The sequence below is a fragment of the Bacillota bacterium genome (assembly GCA_024653485.1).
Lineage (GTDB): Bacteria > Bacillota > SHA-98 > UBA4971 > UBA4971 > UBA6256.
On record JANLFY010000006.1, the window covers coordinates 161,363 to 179,377 of the forward strand.

General features: G+C 63.2%; 18 protein-coding genes. 1 reads left to right on the forward strand and 17 read right to left on the reverse strand.

The features are described 5' to 3' along the window. Positions 1-27: 27 nt before the first annotated feature. Complete coding sequence (locus tag NUW12_06645) at positions 28-714, reverse strand: DUF554 domain-containing protein (GenBank protein ID MCR4402447.1); 687 nt, start codon at positions 712-714, stop codon at positions 28-30. Between the two features lie 136 nt (positions 715-850). Next, entirely contained in the window at positions 851-2,083 is a 1,233-nt protein-coding gene (locus NUW12_06650; GenBank protein MCR4402448.1) for a peptidase C39 family protein, read from the reverse strand. A 964-nt stretch (positions 2,084-3,047) separates the two neighbouring features. On the opposite strand from NUW12_06650, the gene proS reads away from it, so the two are divergent. Continuing rightward, the gene (gene proS / locus NUW12_06655) at positions 3,048-4,493 is read left to right on the forward strand and encodes a proline--tRNA ligase (GenBank protein MCR4402449.1); all 1,446 of its coding nucleotides are present in this window, start codon (positions 3,048-3,050) and stop codon (positions 4,491-4,493) included. 294 nt (positions 4,494-4,787) lie between these two features. Here proS and ltaE read toward each other — a convergent pair whose 3' ends face one another. The 15 genes from ltaE to NUW12_06730 all read right to left on the reverse strand — a co-directional run bounded on the left by ltaE (position 4,788) and on the right by NUW12_06730 (position 17,971). After that, a complete protein-coding gene (gene ltaE, locus NUW12_06660; GenBank protein ID MCR4402450.1) occupies positions 4,788-5,834 on the reverse strand; it encodes a low-specificity L-threonine aldolase in 1,047 nt (348 codons plus the stop codon). 291 nt (positions 5,835-6,125) lie between these two features. Then, positions 6,126-6,848 carry an amino acid ABC transporter ATP-binding protein gene (locus NUW12_06665; GenBank protein MCR4402451.1) on the reverse strand — a complete coding sequence of 241 codons (723 nt, stop codon included), beginning with the start codon at positions 6,846-6,848 and terminating at the stop codon, positions 6,126-6,128. A gap of 187 nt (positions 6,849-7,035) precedes the next feature. Beyond that, complete coding sequence (locus NUW12_06670) at positions 7,036-8,340, reverse strand: MFS transporter (protein ID MCR4402452.1); 1,305 nt, start codon at positions 8,338-8,340, stop codon at positions 7,036-7,038. A gap of 2 nt (positions 8,341-8,342) precedes the next feature. After that, entirely contained in the window at positions 8,343-8,645 is a 303-nt protein-coding gene (locus NUW12_06675; protein MCR4402453.1) for a DUF6504 family protein, read from the reverse strand. Continuing rightward, a complete protein-coding gene (tmk, locus tag NUW12_06680; GenBank protein ID MCR4402454.1) occupies positions 8,642-9,415 on the reverse strand; it encodes a dTMP kinase in 774 nt (257 codons plus the stop codon). Before tmk ends, NUW12_06675 begins: the two co-directional genes overlap by 4 nt. A gap of 100 nt (positions 9,416-9,515) precedes the next feature. Then, entirely contained in the window at positions 9,516-10,634 is a 1,119-nt protein-coding gene (locus NUW12_06685) for an aminotransferase class I/II-fold pyridoxal phosphate-dependent enzyme (protein MCR4402455.1), read from the reverse strand. Positions 10,635-10,661: 27 nt separating this feature from the next. Then, the gene (locus tag NUW12_06690; GenBank protein ID MCR4402456.1) at positions 10,662-11,117 is read right to left on the reverse strand and encodes a F0F1 ATP synthase subunit epsilon; all 456 of its coding nucleotides are present in this window, start codon (positions 11,115-11,117) and stop codon (positions 10,662-10,664) included. Positions 11,118-11,120: 3 nt separating this feature from the next. Continuing rightward, positions 11,121-12,638 carry a F0F1 ATP synthase subunit beta gene (atpD, locus tag NUW12_06695; protein ID MCR4402457.1) on the reverse strand — a complete coding sequence of 506 codons (1,518 nt, stop codon included), beginning with the start codon at positions 12,636-12,638 and terminating at the stop codon, positions 11,121-11,123. Positions 12,639-12,781: 143 nt separating this feature from the next. Beyond that, the gene (gene atpG / locus NUW12_06700) at positions 12,782-13,690 is read right to left on the reverse strand and encodes an ATP synthase F1 subunit gamma (protein ID MCR4402458.1); all 909 of its coding nucleotides are present in this window, start codon (positions 13,688-13,690) and stop codon (positions 12,782-12,784) included. After that, the gene (atpA, locus tag NUW12_06705) at positions 13,674-15,524 is read right to left on the reverse strand and encodes a F0F1 ATP synthase subunit alpha (GenBank protein MCR4402459.1); all 1,851 of its coding nucleotides are present in this window, start codon (positions 15,522-15,524) and stop codon (positions 13,674-13,676) included. The genes atpG and atpA overlap by 17 nt, the downstream gene beginning before the upstream one ends. Then, positions 15,521-16,024, reverse strand: coding sequence for a F0F1 ATP synthase subunit B (gene atpF, locus NUW12_06710; protein ID MCR4402460.1), 504 nt, complete (start codon positions 16,022-16,024; stop codon positions 15,521-15,523). The genes atpA and atpF overlap by 4 nt, the downstream gene beginning before the upstream one ends. Positions 16,025-16,161: 137 nt before the next feature. Beyond that, the gene (atpE, locus tag NUW12_06715; protein ID MCR4402461.1) at positions 16,162-16,416 is read right to left on the reverse strand and encodes an ATP synthase F0 subunit C; all 255 of its coding nucleotides are present in this window, start codon (positions 16,414-16,416) and stop codon (positions 16,162-16,164) included. Between the two features lie 234 nt (positions 16,417-16,650). Next, entirely contained in the window at positions 16,651-17,319 is a 669-nt protein-coding gene (gene atpB, locus NUW12_06720; GenBank protein ID MCR4402462.1) for a F0F1 ATP synthase subunit A, read from the reverse strand. Positions 17,320-17,363: 44 nt separating this feature from the next. Further along, positions 17,364-17,699, reverse strand: coding sequence for a hypothetical protein (locus NUW12_06725; protein ID MCR4402463.1), 336 nt, complete (start codon positions 17,697-17,699; stop codon positions 17,364-17,366). Between the two features lie 26 nt (positions 17,700-17,725). Further along, the gene (locus tag NUW12_06730; GenBank protein MCR4402464.1) at positions 17,726-17,971 is read right to left on the reverse strand and encodes an AtpZ/AtpI family protein; all 246 of its coding nucleotides are present in this window, start codon (positions 17,969-17,971) and stop codon (positions 17,726-17,728) included. Positions 17,972-18,015: the final 44 nt, after the last annotated feature.

The following is an 18,015-nucleotide window of genomic DNA, read 5'->3' on the forward strand; positions in this document are numbered from 1 at the left end:
GTGAGCGGCAGCCGCTGACGCCTTCTCTCACGCCCTTAGCGCGACGCGTGCCAACAGCAAGGCGACCGCGATCGCGGGTAGCATGTTCGCCACGTGGATCTTCTTGATACCTAGCATGTCCACACCTATCCCTACGATGAGCAAGCCGCCCACCGCGGTCATCTCTCGCACCGCCGCATCGCTGAGGAATGCTTTGATGCCCGTGGCCGCAAGGGTCAGCGTGCCCTGGTATACGAGGATCACCCCCGCCGATAACGCGACCCCGATGCCGAGGGTCGCGGCGAAGGCGATTGAGCAAAACCCGTCCATTATCGCCTTTGTAACTAGAAGCCGGTAGTCCCCCGTGAGGCCATCTTGGATCGATCCTAGGATGGCCATGGGGCCCACGCAGAACAGAAGGCTCGACGCGATGAATCCTCTCGCGAGCGTGCCGCTCTCGCCGCGAGCGAAGCGCGCCTCTACCCTTGACGCGGTGCGCTCAAGCCACCCCTCGATGTCGACTGCGGTCCCGACGGCGGAACCGATCGCCATGCTGAAGAGCGCCACGAGGACGTCCTTCGTTTCGAGCGCCATGCTCATCCCGATGAAGATGGTGAAGACGCCAACGCCCTGGACGACCGTGTGAGCCATCCTATCCGGTGTCTTCCTCCTCAGCGCGAGCCCGAGCGCGGTGCCCGCGAGCACGGTTGCTACGTTAATGGCGGTGCCGGTCAAGCCTTGTACCTCCTGCCGTCTTGTGCTTCGATCGTTTGTTCGCGCGGCTGCCGCGGTCCGACGCGCGAGGCGGTGTGCCGAATCGGACCGAGGCAGCGACCGGCTCGCGTTCACCGGTCGTCCCGTCCAATCTCCTTCACAGCGAGATAGGCCGGATGATGTAGGCCACCCCATTCCTCCACGCCCGCAGAAGCTCCTCCCTCTTGTATACGACGTGTCCCTCCGCTTCCGTTCTGCCGGCCGGATCGTTCACGATCACGTCCCCGCTCTTAGTGAAGCCGCGCACGAGAACGAGGTGGCCTGAAGAACTCGTGAGTGGCCCGCCCTTCAGCTGCCCCGGCCCGAATCTTATGGAGATGATGACCGGGCGGCCAGCTGCTATTTCCGCCTGCACCGGCTCGAACCCCGAAAAGCGCGTTACGTACGCTTCGAAGCCATACAGAGCCGCCGCGGCTGTGTTGAACGGCCAGTTGCCGTAGATGGAGTTGAGGCCGTCGTAAACCTGCCGAGCCAAGGTAGCCGTGGGAACGGAGACTCCGTAGTATTCCAGGGCCATCGCCACGCAGGTGGGGGAGCATATCCTCCCTGCGATCGCTGGATCCTCGCTCCGCTGCGACCTAAAGGGCACCGGGAGATCCCTCGCCCACGGGGCTCGCGCGGGATCGGACGGTGGAGCGAACGCGGGCACCACGTCTTCGCTCGTCGTATCAGCGTAGCACAGGGCAACCAGCCTCAAGACAGGGGTAGCATCGCGTTTCTCGGAAACAAGCGTGATCCGGTACTGAAGGACTGAAGCCTTCGAGCTCAGTTCGAGCGTATCCTCGTTAACAAAGCCGAAGGCATCCTTCTTGAGCCCGGGCGTGCCGGGAGACCTCAGCCTTCCCCATCGCGCTATCTCGTACCAACCCGTCCAACGGGAGTCATCGAAGCCGGCGCGTACCTCGATGACAGCCCCGGTTCCCTCCGGGGCCGTGATATTCCACGAAGGCACCACGTTATTGAAGGCGAACGCCGTCCGGAGAGGCTCAGATGTCACCGTGCCGGCGCTGGCGTACCCCGCCGGCCCCTTTTCAAGGACGAGGCCTTCAATGCGGCCACTGGTGGCTCCGACGGCCGCCTCCCCGGGAACCGTGGCAGGCGCATCCGTGCTCCAGGCCAAGCCGACGCTCTTGGCACCGGCGAAGTCAGCCCGGAGGGAATGCTTGACCGTAGCGCTCACAGGCGCGGCCAGCGCAGGACACGAAGTCAGCCCAATCAGCCCGATGAGCGCGACCAGCGCCAGCGCCGCCGACGCGATCGGCGCGATCGGAGCGGCGCCGGACGCGGCGCCCAAGAACCCCATTCCGATGCCGATGTGACCCGCGTGCATCCGCAGCCTCCTCTCTCCGGTTTCCGCTTCCCTGGACTGGAGAGCTCCCGCTTGACCCGCATTTGTTGACCCGCACTTGCGCGCTCCCACCGCCCTATCGGCTCAGCGCCGCCCTTGGCCGTGAGGGGATGCGCCCCGCTGGGCCCGCTAGGGACGAAAGCGATGAAAGCGCGGTCCCGACCGCGCGGCCGTCCACTACGGACCGGGGTGGTGGGGTTTCAGATAGTAGCTTTTCTACGGGGGTCACGGGTTTACCTGCTTACCTTGCACTCCCTTTTTCTCCTGAGAAGCTGTTCGGTCGCAGGTCGCTCCAATCTGGCGCCTCTGCGCGGCAGCACCACTTCGCCCCGCGGCCCAGCCGCGCGTGTTGCCTTTGCGTGTCGGGTATGCTATAGTTGAGACATCTGAATCTTGGACACCACGGCAATGAAGGGGCCGCCGCGCACCACGGCGTCAAGAGAGCAAGCCAAGAGCTGAGAGGCTTGCCGCACGGGTCGCAAGCATCCCACCCTGGAGCCGCGAACGATGAGTTCGACGGAGTTCCACCGTTATCAGGAAGCCTGCGCCGGCGCGGTGTGCGGCAGTGTACGGCAGCGCGGCGCAGGGGTGAGCGGGCGGCTGCGTGTTCATGCATGTTCGTGCTTGAGAGACCAGCGCCAAGCGGGGTGGCACCGCGGAGGTTTGGGCCTTCGCCCTCGATGGGGGCGAAGGCCTAAGCATTATCCACCGTCCGACCTCAGAGCGTGAAGGCCCGCGAAACACGTTGAGCTTCCTGGGAACTCGCGGAGCATCCAGAGGCCCCACGGGCCACGATTGGGCCCAGACCTCGAAAGGTCGGTCGATCATACCACTAAGGAGGGATAGTGGCGCCCGGGTTTCTTGCCTGGGGCGAAAGCCGCACCGTCGGTCGGTCGGTAGCGGACCTCGGTGCAGGCAAGGATCTCAGTATGCGCCGGATGGAGCGATGGAGAAGCAAGAGGGTTTCGTTGAACACATAGCGTCGAAGGCGGAGGACTTTTCGCAGTGGTACACCGACGTGATACTCAAGAGTGAACTCGCTGATTACGCTCCCGTGCGTGGGTGCATGGTCATAAGGCCATACGGGTACACGCTCTGGGAGAACATGCAGGCCCGCCTTGATGCACGCATCAAGGCGACCGGACACAAGAACGCGTATTTCCCCCTCTTCATCCCCGAGAGCTTCCTGCGCCGGGAGGCGCAACACGTAGAGGGCTTCGCCCCCGAGGTCGCATGGGTGACGCGTGCCGGTAGCGAAGATCTAGCCGAGCCCCTCGTCGTGAGGCCGACGTCGGAGACGGTGATCGGGTACATGTATTCGAAATGGATCAAGTCCTGGCGCGATCTCCCAGTGCTCATCAACCAATGGGCGAACGTCGTAAGGTGGGAGAAGACCACGCGTCTGTTCCTCCGGACATCGGAGTTCCTCTGGCAGGAGGGGCATACTTGCCATCGCACCGCTGAGGAAGCCGAGGAAGAGACCATCAAGATGCTCGAGGTGTATCGAAGCTTCCTAACGGAGGACCTGGCCATTCCGGTGGTCGCCGGCAGAAAGACTGAAAAGGAGAAGTTCGCGGGAGCGGTGAGGACGTACTCGGTGGAGGCGCTCATGACTGATGGGCGGGCGCTTCAGGCCGGCACGTCACACAACCTCGGCCAGAACTTCGCGAAAGTCTTCGACATCACCTTCCTGGACCAAGACGACCAGCTCAAGCACGTCTGGCAGACCTCCTGGGGAGTCTCAACCAGACTCATAGGCGGCATCATCATGGTGCACGGGGACGAACGGGGCCTTGCGCTTCCACCGCGAGTCGCGCCCACACAAGTGGTGATCGTGCCCATCGCGCCTTCCGCAGCCCGGGAGACAGTGCTGGCGATGGCCCGCGATATCCGAACGCGGCTCGAGAGAGTGTGCAGGGTGGACATGGACGCTCGCGAGGAGTTCTCGCCGGGATGGAAGTTCAACGAGTGGGAGCTGAAGGGGGTCCCGGTGAGGCTGGAGATCGGGCCGCGCGACATCAAGGCGGGGCAGGTCGTGCTAGTGAGGCGCGATACCGGGGAGAAGATGACGGCAGGCATTGACCACCTTGAACGGGCCGTTGAGGACCTGCTGGCCTCTGTCCAAAGGGGACTATACGAGCGCGCGAAGCGGTTCATGGATCAGAACACCCATCGCCTTGAGGACTACGATGAATTCAAGAGGATCATGGAGACCCAGAGGGGCTTTGTGTACGCCCCCTGGTGCGGCCATCAAGAGTGCGAGGTCGCCGTCAAGGAGGAGATCGGGGCCACCATCAGGTGCATACCGCTGGAATCCAAGGATAGCTCCGGAAGGTGCATCCGCTGTGGGTCTGAGACAGACCTCTGGGTATACTTTGCGAAGGCCTATTGAGCCACCAGGATCGCGCCCAAGCACGTCGCCAGGCTCCGGGCGGTGAGGCCGCGCAGCCGAGCAGCCTCGCAGGCGGACGTATGTACGACGTTCGGCGGGAGGACCATCGCCTCCCGCCGAACGCTCCCGTGTCCCGCGGCGCCGAGCCCCACGGCCTGAACCTGAGCCTGAACCTGAGCCTGAGTCCGAGCCTTCGGCCAAGGGTCGGCCAAGGCTCTGCCAGGGGGGCCACCACGACATCAGAGTGGCACCACAATCCCACCATGCGATCCCGCCTCGGGATGTGCTACAACCCTAGTTGAGATGGCGCGCGGAGATCTCCCTGACGACATCGAGCACGTAGAGGATGTTTTCCCGGGAAATATGCCTGTGCGTGACCATCCGCACGCCCGTCGGGGGACGCTCCGACGCCTTGACGTTGTATTCAGCGAGTTCTTTCAGGAATGACCGGGTGTCGAGGCCGAGTCCAGCCACGTCGAGGTAGACCATGTTGGTCTGAACCGTCTCCAAGTCCACGCTTATTCCGGGGATGTCCGCGAGCCCCTCCCCCAAGAAGCGCGCGTTCTCGTGATCTTCCCGCAGCCGGTCCACCATCTTTTCAATCGCTACGATGCCTGCGGCGGCTATCACTCCCGCTTGGCGCATGCCTCCTCCTACCATCTTGCGGCACTTTCTGGCTCGCTCGATGAAGTCCCGGCTGCCCACGAGAACCGAACCCACCGGGGCTGAAAGGCTCTTTGAGAGACAGAACATGACGGAGTCGAACGGCCGGGCGATCTCGCGTGCGTCCACGCCAAGCGCGATGGCGGCATTGAAGATCCTCGCGCCGTCGAGGTGGGTGGCAAGGCCTCTCGAGCGGGCGATGTTGCAGATGGCGGCCATGACATTGAGAGGAGTGACCGTACCTCCCCCTCTATTGTGGGTGTTCTCCACCGTCACAAGACGCGGTGTGGGATAGTGGATGTTGGCCCCCCTTATCGCGGCCGCGATGTCATCCGGATCCAGCACTCCGTGCCTCCCTGGGATGAGCCGCGGCATGACGCCCGCGACGGCGGCTAGCCCGCCGACCTCGTAGTAGTACATGTGGCATTCGGACTCCATGATGACCTCGTCCCCGCGTTGCGTGTGAGCGAGAACCGCGACCAGGTTACCCATGGTGCCGCTGGCCACGAAAAGAGCGGCTTCTTTTCCGAGCCTCTCCGCGGCGAGCTCCTCAAGCCTATTCACCGTGGGGTCCTCGCGCGTCACGTCGTCGCCGAGGGGCGCCGTCGCCATGGCCCGAAGCATTTCCTCCGTGGGAAGCGTGACCGTGTCGCTCATCAAGTTAACCGCTTCTCGCATGATCCCGCAACCTCCTTCGACAACCGGTTTTCCTCAGCCCGCAGGCAGTTTAGCGGGAAAGGCTCCGTGGGTGGGCGGACAGGTCAACGGGCGGCCTCGGCCCGCCTCGGCCCAGTTAGCCGCAGTTAGCTCATGTACAGCGCCCGCGTCCGCGGCGTCCCCGCCCCGCCCCGGCGCACGAGCAGTTCTCGCCGCTGCGCACGTGCCGTCCCACGCAGGCCGCAGGCCGCAGGCCGTCCACGCTCCCACGATGTCTCGTTGTCCCTGCCGTCCCGTGTCCAGGCCCAAGGCTTAGAGAATCGACTTGATGAAAGTCCTCGCCTCCGGCGTCTTCGGGCTTTCGAAGAGCTCGGCCGGCGTCCCTTCCTCCACGAACGATCCCTCGTGCATGAAGAGCGCCCTCTGCGCGACCCGTCTGGCGAACCCCATCTCATGTGTGACCACGATCATCGTCATGCCTGCCTTCGCCAGGTCCTCCATGGCGGTGAGGACCTCTCCGATCAGCTCGGGGTCCAGGGCCGACGTGGGCTCGTCGAAAAGCATCACCTTGGGATTCATGGCCATGGATCGCGCTATAGCCACGCGCTGTTGCTGCCCCCCCGAGAGCTGGTCCGGGTAGGCATCCGCCTTGGCCTCCAGCCCGACCTTGCCGAGCATTCCCAAGCCGATCTCCCTGGCGCGAGCCTCGGGCATCTTCTTCACTATGCGCAACGCGAGGGTGACGTTATCGAGCGCTGTGAGATGTGGAAAGAGGTTGAAGTGCTGAAAGACGAAGCCCATCTCCTCGCGGAGGGCTTGGAGGTTGGTTCTTCGCGGGTCTATGAGCTCGCCGTCCACCCACACCTCACCGGTGTCGGGTGGCTCGAGGTAGTTCAAGCACCGGAGAAGCGTGCTTTTCCCCGACCCGCTGCGGCCGAGGATCACGACCACCTCGCCCTTGTACACCTGGAAGTTCACGTCGCGAAGCACGTGCAGCCGGCCGAAGTGCTTATTCAGACCGACCACTCTGATAATCGGTTCCCCAGCCACAAGGCTCTCCTCCCACGCAGCGCCGTCCCGGCGGAACGCCCAGAGAGGTTCCCTCCTCCTTGCCCAGGCTCATCGCGCTCGGGACGTCTGTGCCAAGGCTCCCCCACCGGCGCGGCGCTGACACAGCTCATCCACAGGTCAGCACCGGACAAGACACCGCAAGGCGAGGGGGTCATCGGCCATCGAGAGGGCAGCCTCTCGCCACGCCGGATAGACGCAGCTCCAATTTAGAAAAGAATAGCACGTACATGACCGCAGACGCAAGGTACAAGGCGGCCGTTGTCGCAAAAGGCACCGTGTATCCGAAGCGCTCTGTCATGAACCCCCCGGCCACGCTTCCTCCGGCCCATGCGAGGTTCCACGCCATGCCCCGAAGACTGCTCAGAATCGCCCTGTCATCGGGTGACACCGCCTCCATGCTGAAGCTGCTGTCGAGAGGCCCGGCCATGTTCATGAGCGCCGACCGCACGAGCATCGCGGGCACTATAAACAGGATGTCGCCGGCGAACGCCATCCCGAGAAGGAACGGCACCGACGCGAGTTGCGTGTAAGCGACCGTCTTCACTTTTCCCCAACGTTCGGCGAGAACCGGCGCAAGGAGAGTGCCAGCCATCGTCATGACCATCGATCCTGCGAATACGAGCCCTATCATCGACTGACTCGCACCCCTGTCGGCCAGGAACACCGCAAGGAATGGCACCATTATCCCGGCTCCTAGGGACATCACGACAGACGTTGCGACGAACTGCCACACCAGGAGGAAGCGTTTTTGGCCCGGCCGGTACGCGCGGGTGGGGCACTCGGGGGAAGCCGCTCCCCCTCCGGCGCGGGACTCGTGAGAACGCCCCTCTTTCAGCGCAAGCAAGGGCGCGGCGGATGCCGCCAGGAAGATGGCGCCTATCATCATCGTTGCCCGGAGCGCCGCCGCTCCAGGTGATAGCAGCCTCGGCGCGACGGAGGCGGAAACTCCCGGCAAGACTCCTCCGAGTGCGTTTCCCACCACCCCTACTGCCAGCACCATGGTGCTGTTCACGCCGAAGAGATACGCCCTCTCGTCGTCGCCGCTGTTCTCGGCCAGGAACGGAGCGGCACTCACGTAGGAAAAGGCGGTGCCGGCACCGAGGAGCCCCTGAAAGAGCAAAAGGGTTGGTCGCGTGGAGGATAGCGAGACACCAACGGCCCCGAGCGCTGCTATGGCGGTTCCTACGAGAAGAGCCTTCCGGTGGCCGGTTGCGCGGGCGACCGCGGCAGCCGGAAGGCTGGCGATGCCTGTGACCAAGGCAGCGAACCCTGTCATGACACCCAGGAAATCGCGGGTATGGCCGAGGGCAATGACATAGAGTGCTAGGACGACCTGGAAGACGCCAAACTGCAGCGAGGCCAGCGCGCTGCTTAGGAGGAAAAGCCTCGCGTTGCTGGAGAACATACGGACTCTGCTCGCATACGAGGAGAAGGCCAGGGACAAGGTGCCGCGCACGTCTACGTCTCCTCTGCAGGCCGGCCCCAACTCTTGCTCAGGTACCACTCTTCTTTCCTCGGATCGAAGTAGACGTCGAACGTCTGGCCAGTGTCAACCGCTACTCGATAGAACCTCCTGCCGTGCTGGTCCCACCAACTCTTGGACCGGCCCCGTCCGGAAGCGGGTGTGGCGAACGCAGCGTCCTCCCATGCCTTCTTGATCTCGACGATTCTGTATTCCTTGCCCTTCCACTTCATGCTGACGGGATCGAGGCTTTCGCCAGAGCGCGTCACTTCGATCTTCTCGTGGTGGAAACCTATCACCGCACCACGACCTCCTTCGCACCCACTCCCATCACCTCGCGCTCGTCGTCCGCGCCGTCTGAAAGCGGCATGTCCAGCCGCAGCCCACCAGCAGGCGGCTGTCTTCTCTTGCGCGCCGAACCAGCCTTGGTTGTCAGGAGCGGTTTCACCAGCGCCACGATGTCGCGGTGTACCTCCCGCATCGGCCTGTTGCCGTCGATGACCTCAACTCTCTGTCCTCGCCGCCGTAGCTCAGCGATGGCGTCGAGGTAATGCTCGGCCACCTTCTCGAGCTGAGGCGTCTCTTCGTACAGTTCAACGTGCCATCTTGCTTGGTTTCGTCTGCGTTCCGCCACCAGCGGTGGAACCTGCAGGTAGACCGTCAAATCCGGAACGATGGTCTTGGAGTTTATTTGTTCGAGCCATCGCCTGTCCACGCTGAGTGACTGGTAGGCGAGGGAGGAGAGGACGTACCTGTCGCAGATGACCACCACGCCTCCCTCCAGCTTGGGTCGGATGTCAACCTCGAGGTGGTCCACGCGGTCCGCAGCGAATAGTAGCGCCAGGCACCTCGGGTCGATGCTCTCGAATTTCCCATTGTGGGACGGGGCGCCGACCCGCTTGGCGAGGATCGTCCGTATGAGCCCGCCCACCGGACCGTCAGTCGGCTCCTTGGTCAGATGGACCGGGAGATTGAGCTTCATGGCTATGTACTCTTTCAGTTTCACGGCTTCGGTAGTAACGCCGGAACCGTCTATCCCCTCGATGACGATGAACTTGCCTTTCTCCATCGACAACTCCTCTTCCCGGGCGCTCGTGCCTGCTTCTTCTAGTATTATACCTTTGCCTCCTTCACATAGCAACGAAGGTGCAAGCTGCCGGTCGAGGGGATCATGTCAGCGAGGCGAGCTTCTTCGACAATAGGTCGAGCCCGGTTTCGAGGACACTCGCGTTCCCGCCGAATCCTATCCTGAGATACCCTTCCATCTCAAAGCATGACCCCGGCACCACCAAGACTCCGTCCTCCTTCACCAATTCCTCGGCTATCTCAAGGGAAGGCGCATCGGCGGCGTATCTCACGAAGACGACCACACCTTCCCTCGGAAGGACGCACCTGACAAGCCCGGAATTCTCCCGGAGCCACTCATTGAGCGTGGAGAGATTCCTTCGAGCTATTGACCGGCTTCGGGCGAGCACCTTGTCTGCGCTGCGGAGCGCAGCAAGCGCGAGAAGCTGCGATGGTCCTGCGGGGCATATGGAAGTGTAGTCACGGAGGATCGAGCACTTCTCTATTATCTCTTCGGGACCGACTATCCAACCTATACGGAGGCCGGGAAGCCCATATGCCTTCGACATGCTGCCGATGCTCACCGCGCTGTCGGAGAATCTCTGGGCGGACGGCGATGCCACGCTGTCTGACAGGGACAAGCCCCTGTACACCTCGTCCGACACGAGCACGGCCTCGAGTTGCTCCGCGATATCGCATACCGCAGCCATGCTGCCCGCGTCTATGGGCGCGCCTGTCGGGTTATGAGGGTGGTTGATAACGATCATCTTCGCACCCTGTGCAACCAGAGCCTCGAGCTCCGAGATGTCCGGTCTGAAGCCCTGTGCCTCGTCCAAGCGCCACAGCTTGACATCAGCTCCCTGGGACCGCGGGACCTCATACAGCTGCTGGTAGGCCGGGAACTCCGAGATCACGATATCGCCCGGCTCCAGCAATGCCGCGAAGACGAGGAAGTTCGCCTCAATGGCGCCCGTCGTGACGAGGACGTTTTCCGAACCGCGACCGGGATACATCTTGGCAATCTCCTGCCGCAGCTCCGGGATCCCGCGGCTATCCGTGTACCCCAAGCTGACGGGCGCGTCTCCGCGCAGCGCTTCGGCCCCACAGATCTCCTCCAGTTCTGCCAGGGTGAAAGGCTCTATCGAGCTAGCGGCGATGTTGTATCGCGCCGTGAACTCGTAGCGGCCAAACCATCTTTCGATGGAGAACGGCTCTATCCTCATCTTGCCGACCCCTCCTCCGCCCCGCTTCTAATCTCCTCCTATTTTCTCCGGCGCAGACGAAGATCCCTTTCCGCCTCCGTTCTTGTGTTTCGCAACTTTGAGGCGGTTGACGGCCTTCTGAAGGGACGCCCGGGCGCGTGCCAACACCACGTGTTCCCTGCTAGTGGCTAGGATCTCCTCGGCCCGCCGCTTGGCCGAGAGAGCCCGCTCGACGTCGATCTCCCCCGGCATCTCTGCAGCCTCCGCTAGGACGATGACCTTGCGCGGTGAGACCTCCATGTATCCTTCGCTCACCGCCAAGGTGAGCCGGGAAGCTCCCGTCCGCACCGTGAGCACTCCCACCGCGAGCCTTGCGATCAAGGGTATGTGGCCGGGAAGGATCCCGATGTACCCGGACACTGTCGGAGCTATGACCGATTCCACGTCACCTGAGAACTCCATTCTGTCAGGCGTTACGACCTCAAGCCGCATTGTCTTGGACACGGCTCAGGATGCCTCCCGGTGCGCGATGATCTCCGCCTTCTCCACGGCCTCGTCAATGGTACCGACCATATAGAACGCTTGTTCGGGTAACGCATCGTGCTTTCCTTCAAGGATCTCAGCAAACCCCCGCACCGTCTCATCGACGGGCACAAACCGCCCGGGGATCCCCGTGAACTGCTCGGAGACGAAGAAGGGCTGGGAGAGGAATCTCTGTATCCTTCGCGCTCGGGCTACGATGCGCCGGTCATCAGGGGATAGCTCGTCGACACCCAGGATGGCTATGACGTCCTGGAGATCCTTGTAGCGCTGCAGGATGGCTTGCACGCTGCGCGCGGTGTTGTAATGACGCTCCCCGACCACCCGCGGATCGAGAAGTCTGGATGTGGACGCAAGTGGGTCCACAGCCGGGTATATCCCCATTTCGGCTATGCTCCTCTCCAGGTTTGTCGTGGCGTCGAGGTGGCTGAACGTCGTGGCAGGCGCGGGATCCGTGTAGTCGTCCGCCGGCACGTACACGGCCTGAATCGAGGTGATAGCCCCGCGACGCGTTGAGGTGATCCTGTCCTGGAGGGTCCCTAGCTCCGAGGCAAGGGTCGGCTGGTAGCCAACGGCGGACGGCATCCGCCCCAACAAGGCCGATACCTCGGCGCCGGCTTGGATGAACCTGAATATGTTGTCGATGAATAAGAGCACGTCCTGACCTCTATCGTCGCGGAAGGCCTCAGCTACAGTGAGGCCGCTGTACGCCGCCCTCAGCCGCGCTCCGGGCGGCTCGTTCATCTGGCCGAAGACTAGCACGGCCTTGTCGAGAACGCCCGACCTCTTCATGGACAGCCACAGCTCGTTCCCTTCCCGCGTCCGTTCTCCAACCCCTGCAAAGACCGACACTCCGCCGTGCTCTGCGGCGACGTGCCTAATGAGCTCCATGATGAGCACGGTCTTGCCGACACCCGCTCCTCCAAACAGGCCGACCTTACCGCCGCGCGGATACGGCGCAAGCAAGTCGATGGCCTTGATACCGGTCTCGAGCATGCGCAGGTGCGTGTCCTGCTCCTCAAAGGAAGGCGGCTTGCGGTGTATCGGCCTGCGCGGAGCGTCCGTCTCTGGGATGGGCGGCCCACCGTCGATGGTCTGCCCAAACACGTTGAGCACGCGCCCGAGAACGGCTTCGCCCGTGGGAACGGTTATGGGGCGGCCGTCGGAGAATGCCTCCACGCCTCGACGAAGGCCTTCGGTGGGGGAAAGGGCCACGCACCGGACGAGTCCCCCTCCCACGTGGCTTGCCACCTCTGCCACGACGGCTGTTTCGCTCGCTCCCGAGGCCGCCTCGTCCTTCCGCTCGCCTGTGCGTATGTTCACACTCCCCGTGGCCGGGACGGCGCGCCCGGTCCTGCGCGCTGGCGAGGCGCCACTTGCGGGTTTGGCGATGAACACGGCGGAGTGTATCGGAGGGAGGTTGTCCTCCGCTTCGAAGCTGATGTCGATGACTGCACCTCTAACCCTGACTACATGCCCTCTCATGTCTTACTCCCTCGTTTTCAAGCCACTCTTTTCAAGCCTCTCTTGAAGGGTGCGACCGCGACAACGGCCGCGGAAATCGCTCTGACATGGCTCGACGGCTCGACGCCCGGCTCGGCTGAGCACGCTCTCGTGCTTCAGGCAGGTCACCGTGAGCCTCCTTCGTTGGGCGAGGAGGGCGCGACCAGTCCGTCGATGAGCGCTTCCGCGCCCCCGACGATGTCGGCTATCTCGCGGGTGATCTGCGCCTGCCGCGACCTGTGGAACGCGAGCGTCAGACGCTCGATGAGCTGCGAAGCGTTGTCCTGGGCCGCGCTCATGGCGGTCATCCTCGCCCCTCGTTCTCCCGCCTCCGCCTCAAGCAGCGCCCTGTACACCTCGACCTCGACATACCTGGTCACCAAGTGGTCCACGACTTCTCTGGGGGACGGCTCGAAAAGGCACGTGCCGGTCGGGATCCGGTCCGCGCGGGCGCTCTCGAAGGGCGCAATGGGGATCAACCGGAAGATCCTGGGCCGTTGCTCGGTCACCGAGTAGAACCGGGAATAGACCAGGTACACGTGGTCGACTTCTTTGGCGTCATACGCCTTCAGTATCCTCGCCGCCACCGCTCTTGCCAGTGCAAACGTCGGACGCTTGGACGCGAGGCTCCTCTCCTCGAGTATCGGAATGCCCAGCTCACGACAAGCCCGCCCGCCGACTCGGCCGATAGCGATCACTCTTGCCGCTTCGCGGCCGCTCGTGCGATCTATGAGGTCCAGCGCGGCCGCGATGATGTCATCGTTGTACCTCCCGCACATCCCCCTGTCGGAGGTGACCAGCATCACGCACACCGTGTGCGGCGGGCGCGCGATCATGAGCGGATGCGCGTATCCCGCCAGCGACGAGATGTCCAGCAGGACCTCGCTGATTTTCCTTGCGAACGGGCGAGCCGCCTCGACCCTAGCCTGGGCTTGCCTGAGCTTGGCTGCGGCCACGAGTCTCATTGCCCCGGTGAGGTGACGGATCTCGCGAATGGTCCGGATGTGCCGTCTGACTTCACGCAGACTCCGCATGGCGCCCCATCACCCCCGCGAGATCCGCCTTGAAGACGTCCAGCGCACGGGCGAGATCCCCTTCCACTTCGTCAATTCGTCCGGTTTCGCGTATCCGGCGCACAAGAGCCGGGCGCTCTTCCTTGATGCGCATCAGGAACTCCCTCACGAACCACCTGGCCTGGTCCACCGGGACATCCTCGAGCCACTCTCCAGAAAGCGCGAACAGCACGATGATCTCGTCCTCGATAGCCAGGACCTCGTGGTTCGGTTGCTTTAGAACCTCCACTATTCGTTCGCCTCGACGAAGCTGTGCCTGTGTGGCCTTGTCCAGATCCGCCCCGAATTGGGCGAAAGCAGATAGCTCGCGGTACTGCGCGAGGTCAAGCCGCAGACGAGATGAAAGGCTTCTCATCGCGGGAAGCTGAGCGTCGCCGCCGACGCGCGACACCGAGAGCCCGACGTTCACAGCTGGCCGGACGCCGGAGAAGAACAAGTCGCTCTCAAGGTAAATCTGGCCGTCCGTGATGGAGATCGTATTGGTCGGAATGTACGCAGACACGTCTCCAGCGAGTGTCTCGACGATCGGCAGCGCGGTCATCGATCCCCCGCCTCGTTCCTTCGACAGCTTGGCAGCTCGTTCGAGGAGCCGACCGTGGATGTAGAAGACGTCCCCTGGGTAGGCTTCCCGCCCCGGGGGCCTGCGGAGAAGCAGAGCGACCTCTCTGTGCGCGGCGGCGTGTTTCGAGAGGTCGTCGTACACGACGAGCACGTCCCTGCCGCCATACATGAAGTGCTCGGCCATCGCGCAGCCCGCGTACGGGGCAATGTACTGAAGTGGCGCTGGGTCACTCGCTGATGCCGCCACGACGATTGTATAGGAAAGGGCGCCGTGCTCCTCGAGCACGCCAACGGTCTGTGCTATGCTGGACGCTTTCTGGCCTATGGCAACATATACACAGAGCACCCCCGACCCCCTCTGACTGATTATCGCGTCTACCGCGATGGACGTCTTGCCCGTTTGTCGATCGCCGATGATGAGCTCACGCTGTCCCCTCCCGATGGGCACCATGGCGTCCACGGCGAGAATTCCCGTCTGCAGCGGCACGCTCACGGGTTCCCGGTCTGCGATCCCGGGTGCTGAGCCCTCGATATTACGCCTAGAACGCGCCAGGATGGGCCCCTTCCCATCCAGAGGCTCACCGAGAGGGGTCACCATGCGTCCGAGCAGCTCTTCCCCCACAGGCACGTCGACAACTCTCCCCGTGCAACGGACGACGGTGCCCTCGACGAGCCCTTCTCCACCACTAAAGACAATGCATCCCACCTGATCCGCATCCAAGTCGAGGACCATCCCCTCGCCGCCTCCATCGAACGCCACCAGCTCGCCGGCCATGGCCGACGGGAGCCCGCTCACTCTCGCTACGCCGTCACCGACGGCGACCACAGTGCCGACTTCCTCCACCACGGGAAGCGGCGTCTGGCTCTCGACCATTCGTATCGCAGATCTGATGGCTTCTCGCGTCGGGCGCACGTCGGCAGTTGGAGTGGCAGGAGTCGCCACACCCGCGGCGGGTCCGGCCGCCGCGCGAAGGTGCTCGTCTAGTCTCGCCCTGAGCTCCTCCAGGCCCCGACTCGTGCTTGCGTCAAGCACCGTGTTCCCCAGCTGAAAGACGATCCCACCCAGTAGGGAGGGGTCATGCTCAAATGAGATGGCGATGGGGCTCCCGAGCGCCTCCGCCGCGTGGGTGCGGATGCGCTCTCCGAGTTCCGATGACAGCGGTCTCGCGGTCCGCACCATGATCCTCAGCGGGCTTTCTGACGGCGGCTGTTGCTTTCTTCTGATGGGCCTCATAGTCTCCTCTCCCCGACGATCGCGAGCCAGCCTTCGTCTAGAACGCGCCGCGCGAGGGCTTCGTCATCGGAGGAACCGATCCTCCTTCCCACGACCGCGCTCGCGGTGGATATGACGAGATCCACGATATCGTCGCGCAGAGCCTCGAACGCTGCCTGCCGCTCCCGGGCAGCCTCGATCCTCGCCCGCTCTAGAATGGCCTGAGCCTCTTTGCGCGCAGCGTCCAGGATCTCCGCCTGCGCCCGCTCCCCCTGAACCATTGCCTTCTCGATGATGTCCTGCGCCTCGCTTCTCGCCTGAGCCAGGCGTGACTCATACTCCTGCTTCATTCTGGCGGCCTCCGCCCGGCTCTGCGCCGCCTCCTCCAGTGACCGTCTTATGCGCTCCTGCCGCTCCATCATGAATTTGCGGACTGGCCTATAGAGGAAGAACGTAAGGAGCGCCGTGAGCAGCAGGAAGTTGATTACGCTTGCGAAAAAGGTCATGTCGATCTGGATCAACGCTCATCCCTCCTCGGACGCCTCTGTCATGTGACCAGGCCGACGCCGGGTGGCCCTGAGTGACAAGCCGCTGGGCAGCGCCTGGTCTCCCGCAGTTGGGCTGCCGCTGCTGCCACACTGCCACCACGTGGTCAACCCTAGCCCATGAGGGGGTTAGCATAAAGGAGGATGAGGGCTACCACCAACGCTATGATGGGCGTGGCCTCGACAAGGCCTATGCCTATCAGCATCGTCGAGAAGATGGAGGCCTTTGCCTCCGGCTGGCGCGCAATGCCGTCCACGGCCTTTCCAGCCACGTGGGCGTCGCCAAGCCCTGCCACCAGTGCAGCGACGCACACGATGATGCATATTGCGGCCACCGAAATGATCTTTAGAAGCATGACCTCTGTCATGGTTTATCCTCTCCTTCGCTCGAAGCTTTGTGTTACTTGCTTGTGTCATGACCCAGACCCCGGTGCCAACCCGAACTCCGGGTGCGGATGCCCGGGTGTGGCCTCGGTCGTGGGAGTTCCCGTAACCCCTCTCTCGCCCGACGTCTCGCCCGACCGGGACGATGACGCAAGCTCGCCCTGCCTGCTCCCCGTCCCTTTAAGCCCGTGGGACCCCGTGGCCTCAAGGCCTCCCTGCTAGTCCTCAGCGGCCACGGACACGTACGCGATGGACAGCATGACGAAGAGATATGCCTGAAGCACGCCCACGAACACGTGGAATGCCTGTCCTACGGCTGGGACTGCGTACGCCACGAGTCTCCCCAAGATGATCACGAGCACGTCGCCGGCGAAAATGTTCCCGAATAATCGCAAGGCCAGCGTGATCGCCCGGGTGCAGAGCTCGATCAGGTTCAGGGGCAGGAACAACGGGTTCGGCTTTACAAACCCGGCGATGTAACCCCAGACACCCTTGACCGACGCCCCCGCGTAGATGGTGAGCCCCAGCACCACCGCTGCAAGCGCGAGCGTCACGTTGATGTCGGCGGTCGGCGACTTCATCCCTGGCACGACCCCTATGAGGTTGGATGCCAGGATGAATAGGAACAGCGTTGCGATGACAGGGAAGCACCCGCGCGCTTTGGGCGGCACGTTGTCGGCGACAAGGCCCCAGAGCGCCTCCACGCCGTACTCCACTACATTCTGGAGGCCGGCTGGAACGTCTCTCATTATCCTCCTCGCGACCACGGCCACAATCACGAGCAAGGCCATGACGATCCATGTCATGATGATGGTGTCCAAGTGAAATGTGAAGACGCCTACGCGCATCAGGAGGTGCGCGCCGATCTCACCCGAAACGTGCGTCATGTCTCGTCCCTCGATTCAAGCTACTTGGCCGAACGGCGCGGCCATCAGATTGTCCCGGCGTCCCCGGCCGGGCTGTCGGAGGGCGGCACGTCGCGGCGCCGCTCTGCTCGAGTGCACGGATGCTTCCCAGCTACCACGAGAAGCCCACTGACACGGACTCCCACGTAGCTTGCAGCGAGACATAGGAACGCCGGCTGGTCAAGGGCCATTGCACCCAACGCCAGCATCATGAACACGAAGACCACTCGACCCGCGGCGACCCACCGCACGAGCGTGGACGCCCGAGCGGGGCTGAGCTCAGCAGCCCTGTTTGACATACGGACCATCGTGAAAAGATCGAGCGCCCCGAGGAGGGCGCCCGCGAGTAATCCTGCTGCCATGCAGAGATGTCCCCCTTCAGCGGACTTCATGATTTGGGATTCGGCGGCCTGTCGCGGAACTCGGACATGACAAGTTTGTATACGCCCCAGAACCCCGCGAGAGCGCCAAGGAGAAACCCCACGACAGCCAGGCACGGACGTGTCCCAAACTTGGCGTCAAGCGCGTAGCCTGCGGCGAACCCCAGAGCCATGGACCCTGCGATGTTGAAACTGATGGTGCCGTAGAACTTGAAAGCCCTGACAAGCTCTGGGTCAAACCTGCCCTCGCTCAAGCTTCCACCTCCAGCCGCCGGAGCACCGCCCTCCCCGCTACGGG

Excerpts from the sequence above, each read along its gene's own strand:
- NUW12_06650 (MCR4402448.1), bottom strand. The coding sequence starts at position 2,083 with ATGCACGCGGGTCACATCGGCATCGGAATGGGGTTCTTGGGCGCCGCG.
- proS (MCR4402449.1), top strand. The coding sequence starts at position 3,048 with ATGGAGAAGCAAGAGGGTTTCGTTGAACACATAGCGTCGAAGGCGGAG.
- ltaE (MCR4402450.1), bottom strand. The coding sequence starts at position 5,834 with ATGCGAGAAGCGGTTAACTTGATGAGCGACACGGTCACGCTTCCCACG.
- tmk (MCR4402454.1), bottom strand. The coding sequence starts at position 9,415 with ATGGAGAAAGGCAAGTTCATCGTCATCGAGGGGATAGACGGTTCCGGC.
- NUW12_06685 (MCR4402455.1), bottom strand. The coding sequence starts at position 10,634 with ATGAGGATAGAGCCGTTCTCCATCGAAAGATGGTTTGGCCGCTACGAG.
- atpD (MCR4402457.1), bottom strand. The coding sequence starts at position 12,638 with ATGAGAGGGCATGTAGTCAGGGTTAGAGGTGCAGTCATCGACATCAGC.
- atpG (MCR4402458.1), bottom strand. The coding sequence starts at position 13,690 with ATGCGGAGTCTGCGTGAAGTCAGACGGCACATCCGGACCATTCGCGAG.
- atpA (MCR4402459.1), bottom strand. The coding sequence starts at position 15,524 with ATGAGGCCCATCAGAAGAAAGCAACAGCCGCCGTCAGAAAGCCCGCTG.
- atpE (MCR4402461.1), bottom strand. The coding sequence starts at position 16,416 with ATGACAGAGGTCATGCTTCTAAAGATCATTTCGGTGGCCGCAATATGC.
- atpB (MCR4402462.1), bottom strand. The coding sequence starts at position 17,319 with ATGACGCACGTTTCGGGTGAGATCGGCGCGCACCTCCTGATGCGCGTA.
- NUW12_06725 (MCR4402463.1), bottom strand. The coding sequence starts at position 17,699 with ATGGCAGCAGGATTACTCGCGGGCGCCCTCCTCGGGGCGCTCGATCTT.